Annotated in this window: 13 protein-coding genes; 3 read left to right on the top strand and 10 right to left on the bottom strand. The window is 61.5% G+C overall.

Annotation, left to right across the window (positions count from 1 at the left end):
* Positions 1-12 precede the first annotated feature (12 nt).
* From BFW87_RS10685 to tssA, 10 genes are all read right to left on the bottom strand, one after another.
* Entirely contained in the window at positions 13-447 is a 435-nt protein-coding gene (locus BFW87_RS10685) for a DcrB-related protein (protein WP_078739804.1), read from the bottom strand.
* Positions 448-461: 14 nt separating this feature from the next.
* Complete coding sequence (locus BFW87_RS10680; RefSeq protein ID WP_078739803.1) at positions 462-2,402, bottom strand: type VI secretion system Vgr family protein; 1,941 nt, start codon at positions 2,400-2,402, stop codon at positions 462-464.
* A gap of 185 nt (positions 2,403-2,587) precedes the next feature.
* Positions 2,588-5,251: a type VI secretion system ATPase TssH gene (tssH, locus tag BFW87_RS10675; RefSeq protein ID WP_078739802.1), complete on the bottom strand. Its 2,664-nt coding sequence runs from the start codon at positions 5,249-5,251 to the stop codon at positions 2,588-2,590.
* Positions 5,244-6,287, bottom strand: a complete 1,044-nt coding sequence (gene tssG / locus BFW87_RS10670) for a type VI secretion system baseplate subunit TssG (protein WP_078739801.1) — start codon at positions 6,285-6,287, stop codon at positions 5,244-5,246. The genes tssH and tssG overlap by 8 nt, the downstream gene beginning before the upstream one ends.
* Positions 6,251-8,110 (bottom strand): type VI secretion system baseplate subunit TssF, encoded by a 1,860-nt coding sequence (gene tssF, locus BFW87_RS10665; protein WP_078739800.1) that lies wholly within the window; start codon positions 8,108-8,110, stop codon positions 6,251-6,253. The genes tssG and tssF overlap by 37 nt, the downstream gene beginning before the upstream one ends.
* Positions 8,107-8,622 carry a type VI secretion system baseplate subunit TssE gene (tssE, locus tag BFW87_RS10660; protein WP_005792513.1) on the bottom strand — a complete coding sequence of 172 codons (516 nt, stop codon included), beginning with the start codon at positions 8,620-8,622 and terminating at the stop codon, positions 8,107-8,109. Before tssE ends, tssF begins: the two co-directional genes overlap by 4 nt.
* 78 nt (positions 8,623-8,700) lie before the next feature.
* Positions 8,701-9,189, bottom strand: coding sequence for an Hcp family type VI secretion system effector (locus BFW87_RS10655; RefSeq protein ID WP_078739799.1), 489 nt, complete (start codon positions 9,187-9,189; stop codon positions 8,701-8,703).
* Positions 9,190-9,361: 172 nt separating this feature from the next.
* A complete protein-coding gene (gene tssC, locus BFW87_RS10650) occupies positions 9,362-10,858 on the bottom strand; it encodes a type VI secretion system contractile sheath large subunit (RefSeq protein ID WP_078739798.1) in 1,497 nt (498 codons plus the stop codon).
* A gap of 2 nt (positions 10,859-10,860) precedes the next feature.
* On the bottom strand, positions 10,861-11,367 hold the full coding sequence (gene tssB / locus BFW87_RS10645) for a type VI secretion system contractile sheath small subunit (RefSeq protein WP_078739797.1): 507 nt from the start codon (positions 11,365-11,367) through the stop codon (positions 10,861-10,863).
* A gap of 54 nt (positions 11,368-11,421) precedes the next feature.
* A complete protein-coding gene (gene tssA, locus BFW87_RS10640) occupies positions 11,422-12,441 on the bottom strand; it encodes a type VI secretion system protein TssA (protein ID WP_078739796.1) in 1,020 nt (339 codons plus the stop codon).
* Between the two features lie 403 nt (positions 12,442-12,844).
* Between tssA and tagH the strand changes: the two genes are divergently transcribed.
* Genes tagH through tssK form a run of 3 tightly spaced genes read left to right on the top strand, consistent with a single transcriptional unit; the run spans position 12,845 to position 16,055 of the window.
* Entirely contained in the window at positions 12,845-14,164 is a 1,320-nt protein-coding gene (gene tagH, locus BFW87_RS10635) for a type VI secretion system-associated FHA domain protein TagH (protein WP_078739795.1), read from the top strand.
* Between the two features lie 55 nt (positions 14,165-14,219).
* Entirely contained in the window at positions 14,220-14,702 is a 483-nt protein-coding gene (gene tssJ, locus BFW87_RS10630; RefSeq protein ID WP_078739794.1) for a type VI secretion system lipoprotein TssJ, read from the top strand.
* Between the two features lie 18 nt (positions 14,703-14,720).
* Positions 14,721-16,055: a type VI secretion system baseplate subunit TssK gene (gene tssK, locus BFW87_RS10625; protein WP_078739793.1), complete on the top strand. Its 1,335-nt coding sequence runs from the start codon at positions 14,721-14,723 to the stop codon at positions 16,053-16,055.
* The last annotated feature ends 6 nt before the right edge of the window (positions 16,056-16,061 follow it).

Genomic DNA, 16,061 nt, shown 5'->3' with positions numbered 1-16,061 from the left:
TCGAATGGCTCATTAAGAAATAGCGTCGAATGACAGCGAGTTTTTTATTAAAGCCCAGTGCGCCGCCTCGTCATCGCCGAGCTTGTCTGCCTTTACATAACTCAAGGCAAGCATCTTGCGCGTGCCCGGAATCACCACCGCCAGCTGATACTGGAACACCTTGTCATTGCCCTTGTTGAACTGGCTGCGCAACTCAATGCCTTCCACCTCTTGAGCCGCGCCCAAACGCACATCGGCACTCGGTTGGCAGCGCAAGTCCTGCACCTGTTTTTCCAGACGCTGAAGCTGGTCGTTGAAGTTGCTGTGCAGGGTTTCACCCTCGTTGAGCAGGCTGCGGCTGACGATCAGGGAAGTCCCCAATTCCGGGAACTTGAGGATATTGATCGTCGCGTCCTGCAGCTCAGCGGCCGGTAGTTGAAACTGAAACTCATTGATTCGGTACGTCATGGAAGCAGATCTCGTCAGGAGCTTTTGGGCGCGGGGAACGCGGCTTTGATATTGGCATCAATGCTGGATTTTTTGCCTTGGCCATCGGGAGTGGCGCCGGGCCCGCCGCCGTTATTGAGGTGCAACACGCCCTTGGTGTTGAACTCGGCATCGCCGCTGGCATAGAAGCTGATGTTCACACCGGTGAGGTTGATCTGCCCGCTGGCGTTCAACTCCAGAATGCTTTCACCGCACACCAGCCGCAGGTTTTCACCCACTTCGATAACGTAGCTCTGGCTGATGCTGTCGGTTTTGCGCAGGCCCACCGAAAGGATGTCTTCCTGCTTGACGATGCGCACGCGATTATTCCCAATCGTCACCGTCTCGTTATGCCCAATACTCTTGTTCCGGTCATGCCCCACCGAATGGCTCTCATCCACCTCCACCACGATGTCCTGATTGCGCTCGGCGTGGATGTACAGCTGCTCCAGCCCCTTCTTGTCCTCCATGCGGATTTCATTGAAGTTGGCCGGCGTACCGCCCTTGCTTGATCGGCTTTTCATGCCGCTCTGGGTCGCGTTTTCCGGCAGGTCGTAAGGCACGGTCTGCTCGGCGTTGTACACGCGCCCGGTGATAATCGGCCGGTCCGGGTCGCCTTCCAGGAAGCTCACGATCACTTCCTGGCCGATGCGTGGAATCTGCATCGAGCCCCAGTTTTTCCCGGCCCAGGATTGCGACACACGAATCCAGCACGAGCTGTTTTCGTTGGACTGGTCGTGACGGTCCCAGTGAAAGTGCACCTTCACGCGGCCGTACTGGTCGGTCCAGATTTCCTCGCCTTTGGGCCCCACCACCAGCGCGGTTTGCGGGCCTTTGACGATAGGCCGGTGGGTGCTGGCCAAGGGGCGGAAGCTTTGCTGTGCGTCGATGCAGGTCAGGCTGCTTTCGAACTGCGCCGACCCTGAGCCGCCGCCGCTTTCCAGGCTTTCCTGAACGATGTAATAGCGGCAGCCGACGATCAAATATTCGCGGTTCTGGTCCTGGCGGCTGAAGCCGGTGAGGCTGAACAAATGCCCGGAGCCCAAGCCGCGTGCATTGCCGGCGAACTCGATCTGTTCATGCAGGGTTTGCAGGGCTTCGATGCGGGTGCGCGCGTAGTGTTCGCCGTCGGCGCTTTGCACGTAGGTGCCGGGGTAGTCGTACAGCGGGTAGTCGCCGGCGGTGTGCGGGCGCGGCATGGCCGAGCGCACATCAATGCGGGCGCTGGGGCGCTGGAAGTCGTAGTCGTTGAGCTCAAGCGACCCCGGCTGTACCTCCTGCGCCAGGTGCCAGTTGTGCATATGGTCGCGTTCGCGCTGCTGCTCGTCCTTGGGGTAGTACGGAATCGACGCGTAGCCCGGCACCGTGGTGTGGGCGCCGTAGGCGTCGGCCAGCACCAGCACATGACGGTCCTGTTCGTGGCGGAAGAAGTAGTAGATGCCTTCCTGTTCCATCAGGCGACTGACGAAATCGAAACTGGTTTCGCGGTATTGAACGCAATATTCCCACTCGCGGTACGGCCGGCTCAGGGCGTCTTCGAAGTCGGAAAACCCAAGGTCACGAAACACCTGCTTGATGATCTGCGGAATGCTCAGGTTCTGGAAAATCCGGCAGTCCGAGGTGCGGCTCAGCAGCCAGAACCACGGGCGCAGCGTGACCTGGTAACTGGCGAACTGGCCATGATCGATGTTCTGGCTGCAGCGCGCGACGAGGCCGTGGAAATACCGTTCGCCGCCGTCTGCCAGTTGCACGCCGACGCTCATCGGCTTGCCGAGCAATCTGTTGAGGTCGATGTTGGCGTCGAGAGAGGTCAGTTGCAGCTCATAGTTAAACAGCCTGCCCAGCTCCTCGCCGCCGCCCATTTCATTGAGCAACAGTACATCCGGCCCGAGAGGGCTGGTGATTTTGGCCAGGCGTGAGGCTTGGTTGAATAGCATCGGTTAACCCATAAATTGCGTAGTCACTGAAGAAACCTAATCCAATGTGGGAGCTGGCTTGTGTGGGAGCTGGCTTGCCTGCGATAGCATCACCTCGGTCTCACTGACATACCGAGGTGCCTGCATCGCGGGCAAGCCCGGCTCCCACAAAGCCAGCTCCCACATTTTGACCGTGTTTCGTCAGATCAGTCGGCGTCGCTGAAGTCGTAGTGCAATTCATTATCCCGACTGCTGATCCGCACCCCCGCCAGCGCCTTGCCTTCCAGCATGCGCGTGAGGAATTCACGGCTCATGTCCGGCAGCAAACTGTTGGTGAGGATGGTATCGATCATGCGCCCGCCACTTTCGGTTTCGGTGCAGCGCGAGACAATCAGATCAACCACCGCGTCGTCGTAGTCGAACGCGACTTTGTGCGTAGTCTCCACGCGCTTCTTAATGCGGTTGAGTTGCAGGCGAGTGATCGCCTTGAGCATCTCATCGCTCAGCGGGTAGTAAGGAATCGTCACCAGGCGGCCGAGCAGGGCCGGCGGGAAGATCTCCAGCAGCGGCTGGCGCAAAGCCTTGGCGATTTCTTCCGGCTCAGGCACGTTCGCCGGGTCTTTGCACACGCGCGAAATCAGCTCGGTACCCGCGTTGGTGGTTAACAGAATCAGGGTGTTCTTGAAGTCGATCACCCGGCCTTCGCCGTCTTCCATCACGCCCTTGTCGAACACCTGGAAGAAGATTTCATGCACGTCCGGGTGGGCTTTTTCCACCTCGTCCAGCAGCACCACGCTGTAGGGTTTGCGCCGCACCGCTTCGGTCAGCACGCCACCTTCGCCGTAGCCGATATACCCCGGTGGCGCGCCCTTGAGGGTCGATACCGTGTGAGCTTCCTGGAACTCGCTCATGTTGATGGTGATCACGTTCTGCTCGCCGCCGTACATGGCTTCGGCGAGGGCCAGTGCAGTTTCGGTCTTGCCCACGCCTGAGGTGCCGGCCAGCATGAACACGCCAATCGGCTTGCTTGGGTTGTCGAGGCCGGCGCGGGAAGTCTGGATGCGCTTGGCGATCATCTGCAGCGCATGGTCCTGGCCAATGATGCGTTTTTTCAGGTGCTGGTCGAGGTTGAGCACCGTCTCCAGTTCGTTGCGCGCCATGCGGCCCACCGGAATGCCGGTCCAGTCGGCAACCACCGAGGCTACGGCCTGGTAATCCACGGTCGGCAGGATCAGCGGGGTTTCGCCTTGCAGGGCGGTCAGGCGCTGTTGCAGGTCCACAAGCTGTGCGCGCAATTCATCGTTGCCGCTGTCCACAACACCGGCTGTCTCGCGCAAGGTGGCACGGGTGGCGAGCAATTCATCCACCAGTGTTTTTTCTTCGGCCCAACGACTTTCAAGTGTGGCGAGACGCTCACGTTCAGCACTCAATAGCGCTTCGCTGTTGCTCTGGCGCGCACCAATCGCAATGCCGATGGCATGCTCGCGGGCGATGATTTGCAGCTCGGTTTCCAGCGCTTCGATACGGCGGCGGCTGTCGTCCACTTCGGCGGGTACGGCATGCAAGCTGATAGCGACGCGGGCGCAGGCGGTGTCCAGCAGGCTCACGGATTTGTCCGGCAACTGACGCGCCGGGATGTAACGGTGCGACAGTTTTACCGAGGCTTCCAGGGCTTCGTCGAGGATCTGCACCTGATGGTGTTTTTCCATGGCCGAGGCCACACCGCGCATCATCAGCAGCGCTTTGTCTTCCGAGGGCTCGGCGACTTGCACCACCTGGAATCGGCGGGTCAGGGCCGGGTCTTTTTCGATGTGTTTCTTGTACTCGGCCCAGGTGGTGGCGGCCACGGTGCGCAAGGTGCCGCGGGCGAGCGCGGGCTTGAGCAGGTTGGCGGCATCACCGGTCCCGGCGGCGCCACCGGCACCCACCAACGTATGGGCTTCATCGATAAACAAAATGATCGGCTTGGGCGAGGCCTGCACATCTTCGATGACCTGGCGCAGGCGCTGTTCGAACTCGCCTTTCATGCTCGCGCCGGCTTGCAGCAGGCCCACGTCGAGGCTGCGCAGTTCCACGTCTTTCAGCGCAGGCGGTACATCCCCGGCGACGATGCGCAGGGCAAAACCTTCGACGACAGCGGTTTTACCCACGCCCGCTTCGCCAGTCAGAATCGGATTGTTCTGGCGGCGGCGCATCAGGATATCCACCAACTGGCGGATCTCCTCATCGCGGCCAACAATCGGGTCGAGCTTGCCGCTGCGGGCCTGTTCGGTCAGGTCCACGGTAAAGCGCTTGAGGGCTTCCTGCTTGCCCATCGCGCTTGGCGCCATCGCACCGCTGGCTTCACCCGGCACGGCGCCGGCGTTGAAACCGTCGCTGGCGGTAAGGGCGTTTTCCGGCGAGTCGCCGACGTACTCGTCAAATCGCTCGCTCAAGGCTTCGGGCTTGATTTTGTCGAACTCCGAAGACAGGTTCAGCAGCGCATGGCGCAGGCTTGGCGTCTTCAAAATACCCAGCACCAGGTAGCCGGTGCGCACCTGGCTTTCGCCGAACATCAGGCTGCCGTACACCCAGCCGCGCTCCACGGCTTCTTCCACATGGGAGGACAAGTCGGTGATCGACGTCGAGCCCCGTGGCAGGCGGTCCAGCGCTTCGGTCAGGTCACGGGCCAGGCGTGCCGGCTCGACGTTGAACTGGCGGATGATGCGGTGCAGGTCCGAGTCCTGCAATTGCAGCAACTGGTGAAACCAGTGGGCCAGTTCCACATACGGGTTACCGCGCAGTTTGCAGAACACGGTGGCGGCTTCGATGGCCTTGTAGGCCACGCTGTTGAGTTTGCCGAACAGTGCGGCGCGACTGATTTCACCCATGCTCTGGATTCCTTGAGGTGGTGGCCTGATCGGCATAGTGCCGGGCCAGGATTAGGTCGTTGGCGTCCTGTTCGGGCTTGCCGAGCCAGGTGTTGAAGCCCAGGCGGAAGCTGCCGTTGAGTTGCAGCGCCGGTACTTCGGGTTGTTGCAGAATCAGGTTCAAGTCCCAGTCCAGTTCATGGCCCAGGTACTCGGCGACCCACGCCACCAGCTCGTTGAACGGCTGGCTGCCAGGGAGCATGCCCATGTAGTCATCCAGCTTGAGCGGCCCCAGACGGATGCGGAATTTATGCTGGCGGTCCCACACATGGCTGCCCAGGCAAAAGTCCACGCCCAGCCTGTTCGCGCTCACACTCACGCGGCTGCGCTCGGGCAATTCCAGCCATTGGCCGACGTATTCTTCGATCTCTACCGGCAGGCCGAAGTACTCGCCGAGGATTGCTTTTAAACCATCCGGGTAGCGGGTTTGCGCCGACAAGTGGCCGCTGTAATGCAGCTTCGCCGTGTCGGGAATCAGCCCCTGATTGAGCAAGCTCGGCATACCCCGGCCACTGAGCGCGGCGAGGCGTGCAGACCAGTAGTCATCGTCCGGCCGGTCGTGGCTGACCGTCGGCCGCGCCTCGGCCCATGCCCGATAAAACAGGCTGAGCAGGCGGTGGTGGAACACGTCCAGGAACTGTTTGCTGGTGCTGTCGGCGTTGTTGCGCTGACGCTCGCGCACGTATTCAGTGATGTGCAGCGGCAACGGGCCGTTGGGGCCACCGAGGCCGAAGAAGAATTGCTCCAGCCGTGCGGGTTTTCCGTCACCGCCGGGGTCGACCGATGCCAGGGTGGCGGGGGCAAAGGTGCAATCGGCCTGCTGACCGAGACGCAGCGGGTCGTCCGTTAAACGCAGGGAATGGCCCAGGCGCGGCAGCTGTGGCGATTCGCACTCGATACGCCGCAGCGCCTGGAAGAAATCGTATTCCCAGGGCTCCTGATGCATCGCATCCAGTGTGTTCACAGGGTCGGACGACGCCCGGGCTTGGCTTTCCATCGCATGATCTCGCCGCGTTCGGTGGTACGGATCACCGTCTCGGTAAAACTGTTGATCGACACGTAACGTGCCAGGAAGCGTTCCAGCACCGCACCGAGCAGGAATACGCCGGTGCCGCGAAACGCGTTTTCATCAAATTCCAAAGTGATTTCCAGGCCACGGCCAAACACGATCGGACCGGGCATCGGCAAACGTCGGGTCACCGCTTTGCTGCTGACTTCACGCAGGCCTTCGATCTGCAATTGCAGCGCGGCGTCGTTGCTGTCGCCATACAAGCGCAGCAGTTCGCGCAAGGCGCCGGCGCCCTGGCCCTGTTCACTCAGCGACAAATAGTTGAGCGACAACTGGCTGATCAGGCGCCAGGCTTTTGCGTCGTGGGCATGGCTGGCGCGCGGGCGGCTTGGGCCTGCGACGCAGCGCACCGACAACACCGGGGCGCTGTCGGCCAGCGTGAAATCAGTCTTGCCGTTGCCCACGCTCATAAACAGCGGCAGGTCGCGGTTGGTGCACAGCGCAATCACGCCGAGCTGGCGCAGGTCGTGGCCATAAGGGGCTTGCCGACTGTCCACCAGGCTCACGAAGGTTTCGCTGCCCACATACGTCGAGCGCGGGCCGTTACGACGCTGGTCGCTGGACAACACGCGGGGTTCGCGGCGTACGGTGTAATAGGCTTGATCGCGACCATAGCGCGACGGGTCACGCACGGCATAAAACGGCAGGAACGGTTGCTCCGGCCCGGTGCCGTGGCCGGTGAGGCCGCTTAGCGAGTGAATCTCGAAATCCATGGGCCGGGTGCGGTCGGCAATCACATGGTGCTCGTTGACCCGGTCGGACAAGTGAATACGGTCCACACGCTTGGGGAACAGGTTGATTGCCGGCGTGCAGAACGGCATGAACTGCGCCGCGCCGACGCTGCCTTCCAGGCTTGGCTCGTGACGGTCGAACAGCACGATCAACTCCAGCTCCTGGCCATCGCAGCGTTTGACCGCTCGGCTCAGCTCGGCGAATTCGACGAACAGAAAGCGATGGGGCAGGGCGAAGTATTCCTGCAGCAGCCGATAGCCCTGGAACGCGCGCGCCACCACGGGCATGGCCGCGTCGGCATCGTCAAAACCTCGTGAGCGCAACGCGTCTGGCGGCAGACGTTCCACCCAATCGCCACCGGGCTTGCGCGCAAACACCGCGCAGGCATTGCCGAGCAGTTGTTCGTAAAGGCGAAATGGTTGTTCATCGGCGCCGCTGAGGTACAGCGGCAGATTGTCCAGGTCGAGGCTGTTGAACGGCAGTTCGGCGCCGGTGCGCAAGGTCAGGCGCAAACCGGCTTTGGCCTTTGGCTCGCTCGCAGCCAGGCGGCCCAACACGGCGGCGGGGTTGCCGAAGTACTCGGCATTGCTGACCTGCAATGGCCACAACGTTACCGGGTGCGCGGTGCGGTATTCGCAGCAGGTCTGGGTTTCACGGCCCAGGGCGGCGCGCAATACGGTGTCGCGCGGCAGCGGAAAACCGCTGGCCAGCGAGCCTTCATCCGGGTCGGTCTGCAACTGCACCACGGTCATCGACGGCGTCGGCGCCAGGTAGTGCGGGTAGGCGATTTCCAGCAGGTTATGGGTGAAGGTCGGGTACTCGGCGTCGAGCTTGAGCTGCACGCGGGCGGTGAGGTAGGCAAAACCTTCGAGCAAGCGTTCGACGTACGGGTCGGCGCAGTCCATGCCGGACAGGGTCAGCCGACTGGCGATCTTCGGGTATTCCTTGGCGAACTCGGCGGCGCTTTCGCGCACATGGTGCAGTTCCTGGTTGTACAGCTCCAGCAGGCGCGGGTTCATGGGCGCCTCCGCTGGTCGGCATTCACCACGCGGACATGGCCGGACTCCAGGTCCAGGTCGGTTTGCAGCAGCAGGCGTAACGGCACCGGCTGCGCCCACAGGTCGCCTTCGATCTCGAAACTCAGCGCGTTGTGGTTCATTTCGCCATGGCCGACGCGGGCTTTGACGCGCAGGGTGTGGCGCAGAATGCGTGGCTCAAAGGTGGCGATGGCCTGGTAAATCAGGGCTTCCAGCGCTTTGATATCGACGCTGGAAACACTGTTGCCCGCCAGCGCCGGCAGGCCGTAATTGACCACTGAAGTACCGGCCGGGGTGTGCAAGGTGGCATCGGCATCGAGCAACGATGTGGTGTTGAGCAGCCACGCCAGGTCGCGCAGCACCGAGGCTTTCAATTGGGTCAGAGACAGCACGCGTTTGTCGGCGCTTTCCTTGGGGTTGGTCGGGTCGTCGTCGGTCAGCCGGTCCAGCAGGGACGGTTGCAGACGGTCGCGGGAAGCGATTTCAGTTACCACCAAAGCAGCTCCACGGACGGGTTGCGAGAAGAACAAAGTGGCTGTGGCCGTGGCGCAAAGCCACGGCCACCAGGGCTATCAGCGTTTGGTGTTGGAGCGGATGTTCCAACCAAACTTGATCGCGCCGCCGTCTTTGGTGCCGTCGGCTTTCTGCGGCTGGTAGTCGACCATCACTTGGGCGAAGTTCAGGGTGACGTTCTCGGTCAGGCGGTCATCGGTACCCGAACCGCCGGTGCTCAGGGACGTGACCAGCACTTCTTCCAGGTTGATGATCATGTACTCGACCTGGCTTTCGCCACCGGCCTTGCGCACGGTCAGCTTGACCTTGTCGATGTGCTTGCCGCTGGCGCAGTGCATCATCAGGTTGGGCGACGCCTTGTCGACGTACTTGGTCAGCGACAGGTCCTGGATATTCACCTTGCCCGCGCCGCCACCACCGCCCACGTGCATGTTGCCGGACTGGGCCATGCCCCAGCTCCAGTTCAATACGTCGATTTCGTCCTTGTGGGCCTTGTCCATGGACTCGCCCTTGATGTCGCCGATCTTGATGAAAATATCAACAGCCATGTTTTCTCCCTGTGTGGCCCATGCCACGATATTTGTTTAAGCCCAATGGGGCTGTGCTTTTCTGTGGGAGCTGGCTTGCCTGCGATAGCATCACCGAGGTGTGACTGATACACCTCGGCGCCTGCATCGCGGGCAAGCCCGGCTCCCACAGAAGAGCCGGTTCAACCGTTATTTATGCGCTTTTTGCCGAAGGCAGCTTCGATACCAGGCGCAACGACACGGTCAGCCCTTCAAGCTGGTAGTGCGGGCGCAGGTAGAACTTCGAGTTGTAGTAACCCGGGTTGCCTTCGACTTCTTCCACGATCACTTCGGCAGCAGCCAATGGATGCTGGGCCTTGGTGGTTTCGGTGGAGTGGGCCGGGTCGCCATCGACGTAGTTGAGGATCCAGTCCTGCAACCAGCGCTGCATCTCGTCCTTCTCTTTGAAGGAGCCGATCTTGTCGCGCACGATGCACTTCAAGTAATGGGCGAAACGGCAAGTGGCGAACAGGTACGGCAAACGCGCGGCCAGGTTGGCGTTGGCGGTGGCGTCCGGGTCGTCGTATTCGGCCGGTTTCTGCAACGATTGGGCGCCGATGAACGCGGCGAAGTCGGTGTTTTTCTTGTGCAGCAGTGGCATGAAACCGTTCTTCGCCAGCTCCGCTTCACGGCGGTCGCTGATGGCGATTTCGGTTGGGCACTTCATGTCCACACCACCGTCATCGGTAGGGAACGTGTGCGCCGGCAGATTTTCCACTTCACCACCGGACTCGATCCCACGGATGCGCGAGCACCAGCCGTAGTGCTTGAACGAACGGTTGATGTTCACCGCCATCGCGTACGCGGCGTTGGCCCAGGTGTACTTGGAGCTGTCGGCGCCGTCGGTGTTTTCTTCGAAAGCGAAGGCTTCCACCGGGTCGGTCTTGGCGCCATACGGCAGGCGCGCCAGGAAGCGCGGCATGGTCAGGCCGATGTAGCGCGAGTCTTCCGATTCACGCAGCGAGCGCCAGCCGGCGTATTCCGGGGTGGTGAAGATCTTGGTCAGGTCGCGCGGGTTCGACAGTTCCTGCCACGAGCCCATGCCCATCACGGTCGGCGAGGCCGCAGCGATGAAGGGGGAGTGCATGGCGGCGCAGACTTTCGACAGCTCGCCCAGCAGTTCCACATCCGGTGGCGACTGGTCGAAGTAGTAGTCGCCCACCAGGCAACCATACGGTTCGCCGCCGAACTGGCCGTATTCTTCTTCGTACATCTTCTTGAAGATCGGGCTCTGGTCCCACGCCGTGCCCTTGAATTTCTTCAGGGTCTTGTGCAGTTCCGGCTTGGAGATGTTGAGCACGCGAATCTTCAGCTGCTCATCGCTTTCGGTGTTGTTGACCAGGTAGTGCAGGCCACGCCAGGCGCTTTCCAGTTGCTGGAAATCCTGGTGATGGATGATCTGGTTGACCTGGGCGGTCAGCTTGGCGTCGATGGCGGCGATGATCGATTCGATCGACTTGATCGCGTCATTCGAGACCAGGTCGGTTTGCGCCAAGGCTTGTTCGGCCAAGGTGCGCACGGCGGTTTCCACGGCTTCGCGGGCACGCTCGGTCTTGGGCTTGAACTCTTGCAGCAGCAGGTTGGCGAACTCGCTGGCTTCTTCGGTGGCGCCCAGGATCTGGGAGCCTTCGCGGGCGGTATTCTCGGTCATGATTACTGGTTCCCTGCCGGCTTCGGCGCGCTCGCAAGGGCCTGCAACAGTGCCGGGTCCTTGATCGCTTTCATGATGATTTCTTCAGCGCCGGTCTTGCCGTCCATGTAGGTCAGCAGGTTGGCCAGCTGAGTGCGGGCTTCGAGCAGTTGGTTCAGCGAGTCGACCTTGCGGGCCACGGCGGCCGGGCTGAAGTCGTCCATGCTTTCGAAGGTGATGTCCAGGCTCAGGTTGCCTTCGCCGGTCAGCTCATTCGGTACATGGAACGCGACGCGGGGCTGCATGGCCTTGAGGCGCGAGTCGAAGTTGTCGACATCCACTTCAAGAAACTTGCGGTCGGCCACAGCGGCGAGCGGCTCGGCAGGCTTGCCGGCGAGGTCGGCCATCACGCCCATTACGAAGGGCAGCTGGACCTTCTTCTCGGCGCCGTAAAGCTCGACGTCGTACTCGATCTGCACTCGAGGCGCGCGGTTGCGCGCAATGAATTTCTGAGAACTTTGCTTCGCCACGATGCTGCTCCTGGTCGCTTGAGCGACGGTGTTGTTACTGCACGGTCCGGCGGCTTACTCGCTGTCCGGGCCGCGCAGGTTTTCAAATTGGGACATGCCGTCGGGAATCAGATTGCGCACGATCGCCGCAAAGTCGGCGTGCACCAGATGTTTCGCCCGGTTCAACAGCACCGGCAGCGGGCTCGAAGGCTCGTGCCGGGTGTAGTACGCAAGGATCTTGTCGAGGCTGCGCAGCACGTCATCACGGGTGGCGATGTCGCCAGCGGGGCGAGGGGCTGCGGGTGCGGCGGCGTACTCGACCGAGGGGGCATTGTCGTCACTGACGGCCTCGGGTTCGCTGCTGCTGTCGGTGCCAGGCACCGCTTGGTTGAGTATGTGCAGGGCCTGCTTGAGCGGTTGCTTCAAGCCGCTCAAGTCCACGCCTTGGGCGGAACCGACTTGATCGTTGACCTGTTGTTCGATGGCTTCGCACGCCGCGCGCGCCGCGCTCAGGGCATCGCGGGTGGCCTGCAGCTGTTCGGGGTCGCTGTCGAGGAACGCCGCGTTGAGCTGCTGGCTGCCGAGCTGTTCATCGGCAAAAATCTGCAGGCCGCTGGCGTTGAGCGCCGCGCGCAGGCTCACGGGCCCGAAGGTGCGCGAGCGCGTGAGGATGCTTTCGCGCAGCAGACGAATGGTGGTGTCGCTCGTCAGGCCGGACAGCGCGTTGACGCGCACGGTAGGGTCGTTATCGTCGTCGGCATCCAGGCGCGGGTGCAGGTCGGCCCAGTATTCGCGCAGCAACGCGTTGATCAAGGTAAGGACTTCAGCCAGCCCGGCCACACCCTGAAGGGCGAGGGAGCTTTGCAGCAGGAAATGGGTGATGCGCAGGTCTTTGCTGCGTTGCAGCAGGTCGAGGCTTTGCTGCTGGATGCTGCGCCACTCCGGCGGTTCGGCGGGCAGGATCGAGTCGCCCATGCTGCGCTCGGGTTGGCCCTTGGCGTCACGTTCCAGCTGGAGAAATTGCGCGTCATATTCCATGTCTTCGCCACACGGCGAAGTCGCGGAAACGGCGGTGAGCAGCAACGGCACATCCACTGAATTTGATCTCCCTATCAGCCCGTTAGATGGCGGGCAACGCATGCACTAGTTGCGCGATGAACTAGGCATGTTTTCTTGGTCATAGTGGAACTTTGAATTCAAGTTGATTTCAAAGTGCCATCACTGGTGTTCAAGAAGTTGTGCATTTTTGGTGTAGTAGTTGGGCCTTGTCAAGGTAAGCTATTCGCCCTCTGTGACAGATGTGCGGTGTTTAACAACCTGCGCGACTGGTGGGTCTAGTGGCACACCGGAACAGGATTTTTGTCATGGAGCCCAGTTAAGATCAGCGATCATGCTGACAAAAGCAGGTTGTGAGGGTCGTTTGCACGACCTGGTGGGACTCCTCGGGAAGCGTAGCCCCGGGGATCGACTGCGCGCGAAGTATCAGCAAGGAGGCAAGATGTCGCTGTGTTTGACTATTACTAGTTATCACAAGATCACCCCTGGGCAGTGCCCCGAAAAGTCCTTGAACCAGGGCTCGATGGCGATCGGCCGCAGTTCCGACAATGACTGGGTATTGCCCGACCCAGAGCGTCTGGTCTCTTCGCAACACTGTGTTATTCAATACAAAGAGGGCCGTTATTATTTAACCGACAACAGCACAAACGGTGTCGAGTTGGTTAACGCCGGTATTCGTTTGCGCCGGGGTAATAGCGAGCTGTTGCAGGATGGCGAGTTGATCCGCATCGGCGATTACGAAATTCAGGCGCGCATTGATTTCAGCGTGCAAGCCGTTGATAGCCAACCGTTTGCCGGTGACTCGCCGAATAGCTTTGAAGCGCTGATGGGCGCCGTGGTCAACACGCCAACGCCGGTTCCTGTGATCGCGCCGCAGTTTCAGGGCGCCTCGTCGATGGATACCTTGCCGGACCTGTTCGACTTCCTCAGCCCGACCGCCGTGCCACCGCCGACCGTGGCGGACCACGTGCCCTCCGAGCAGCACGATTTCCGTCCGCCGACGCCCGTTTCAGTACCGCTGGTCGAAAAGCCGGTGGTCTCGGCTTCCGTGATTCCCGACGACTGGGACCTGTTTGCCGATACACCACCCGCCCCCGTCACCTCTGCGCCCGCTGCAATCATCCAGCCGCCACCTGTGGTTGAGCCTGCGCTCCCCGTGGCCGAAACGGCGCAGCAAGCTGATCTGCTGAACGCGTTCCTGCGCGGTGCCGGCCTCGACCAACTGCGCCTCGACAAAGCCCAGGCGGAAGCCCAAATGGAAAGCATCGGCCGCAGTTACCGGCTGATGGTCGAAGGCCTGATCGACGTACTGCGTGCGCGGGCCAGCCTCAAGGGCGAGTTCCGCATGCAGCAAACCATGATCCGGCCCGCCGAAAACAATCCGTTGAAATTCGCCCCGAATGCCGACGAAGCCTTGTTGCTCCTGCTGCGCCATGGAAACCAAGCGTTTATGGCGCCGGACGCCGCGGTGCGCGACAGTTTCGACGACTTGCGCGCCCACCAGTTGGCAGTGATGGCCGGGGTGGAAGCCGCAATCAAGCACCTGCTGACGCGCTTTGAGCCGGGTCAGCTGGAAGAGCGCATGGGCAAGCCCGGCGGGCTGTCGAGTATTTTCAACGGCTCGCGCCAGGCCCAGTACTGGCAGCAGTTCACCGAGCTCTACAGCAATATTTCCCGCGAGGCCCAGGAAGATTTCCAGGACCTTTTCGGCCGCGAATTCAGCCGGGCTTACGAAGAACACAGTGCACGACAGCGTCGCTGACCACCTGTAACACATGGATTTAACGGATAGCTAAATACGTCATTGAGGACGCAGGATGATTCCCAGGTTTCTACTCGCAGTTGCCACCGCGTTGCTGTTGACGGCGTGTGCCAAGGATGCCGCCAAACCCGACACCACCGCCGAGCTGCACTTTCACGCCATTGCCGGGCTCAACCCGGGCGCCAATGGCCAGGCCGCCCCGGTGCGGGTGCGCATTTTCGAACTGAAAAACGCCGCCACTTTCGGCCGTTCCGATTACTTCGCGCTGGCTGACCGCGCGCAATCCACGCTCGGCCTGGACCTGCTTGATCAGGACGAAGTGATGGTGCAACCCGGCCAGCAACTGAGCATCAAGCGCGACCTCGATCCTTCCACGCGCCAGATCGGCTTGCTGGTCGGCTATCGCGAACTTGACCGCGCGCAATGGCGCACGGTGATCGATGTGCCGGCGCGCCAATACACCGAATACCAGATCAGCCTCGATGTGCACGCCGTGCGTGCCGACGTCGTGGTTCCCCCCGCAAGCACTGCCCAATAACAAGAGATCGGAGCCCCCATGTCCTGGAACAATCGCGTGGTCTGGTCGGAAGGCATGTTCATCGGAACGCAGCACTTCCAGCAGCATGACCGTTACCTGGAAAACCTGATCGATGCGCGCAGCCGCCCGCTGTCGGCGGGTGCCTGGGGTTTTTCCGAGTTACTGATCGATCAGGGCCTGTTGGCCCAGGGCAAGCTGGCGATCGTGTCGGCGCGAGGCCTGCTGCCGGATGGCACGCCGTTCAATATTCCTCAGGATGATGTGGCGCCGAGCCCGTTGAACATTGACGACAGCCTGCGCGACGGGCTGGTCTATCTGGCGCTGCCGCTCAAGCGAGCGGGCGCCCGTGACACCGTGGATGAAGGCGAAGCGCTGGAAGCGGCGCGTTATGTGAGCCAGGTGCGCGAAGTGCGCGACGACAACGCGCCGTTCGAAAACCGCGCGCCTGTGGCTGTCGGCTCCCGCGCTCTGCGCTTGCTGACTGCCCAGGATGGCGTCAGCGATTACGCCGCCATCGGGCTGGTGCGCATCAAGGAAAAACGCGCCGACCGCGCGCTGGTGCTCGACGACACCTACATCCCGCCCGTGCTGGATGTGGCTGCGAGCAAACCGCTGACCGCGTTTCGCAGTGAACTGCTCGGCTTGCTGCACCAGCGCGGCGAAGCGCTGGCGGGCCGCGTGGTCGCCTCGGGCGCCGGGGGCGCGTCGGAAATTGCCGACTTCATGCTGCTGCAACTGGTCAACCGCGCGCAACCGTTGATCCAGCATTTGAGCCAGCTGACTCCGCTGCACCCGGAGCGTTTTTTCAGCGAACTGGTGAGCCTGGCGGGTGAATTTTCGACGTTCTCCACCTCTGGCCGACGCCCGCAGGAATACCCGCAATACCAGCACGACGACTTGGCGCTGAGCTTCGCGCCGGTGATGCAGGCGCTGCGTGAAGCGCTGTCGATGCTGATTGACAGCAAAGCCACGCCAATCCCGATTGTGGAAAAAGCCTACGGCATTCACGTGGCGATGCTGGCCGACAAAACCCTCATCGACAATGCCAGCTTCATCCTCGTGGTGCGCGCCGATGTGCCCGGCGAAACCCTGCGCGCGCGCTTCGGCCAGCAGAGCAAGGTCGGCTCGGTGGAGCACATCCGCGACCTGGTCAACCTGCAACTGCCGGGCATCGGCTTGCTGCCGTTGCCGGTGGCGCCACGCCAGTTGCCTTACCACGCGGGCTCCACTTATTACGAGCTGGACCGTGGCAGCGAACACTGGCAGCAACTGAGCAATTCCGGTGGTTTTGCCTTCCATATCGCCGGGCAGTTCCCGGGCTTGAACCTGGCCTTCTGGGCGATCCGAGGATAATCCGCG

The sequence above is a fragment of the Pseudomonas fluorescens genome (assembly GCF_002022275.1).
Classification (GTDB): Bacteria; Pseudomonadota; Gammaproteobacteria; order Pseudomonadales; family Pseudomonadaceae; genus Aquipseudomonas; species Aquipseudomonas fluorescens_AJ.
Note: the sequence above shows the minus strand (reverse complement) of the source record. Positions and strands in the feature narration are given on the sequence as shown.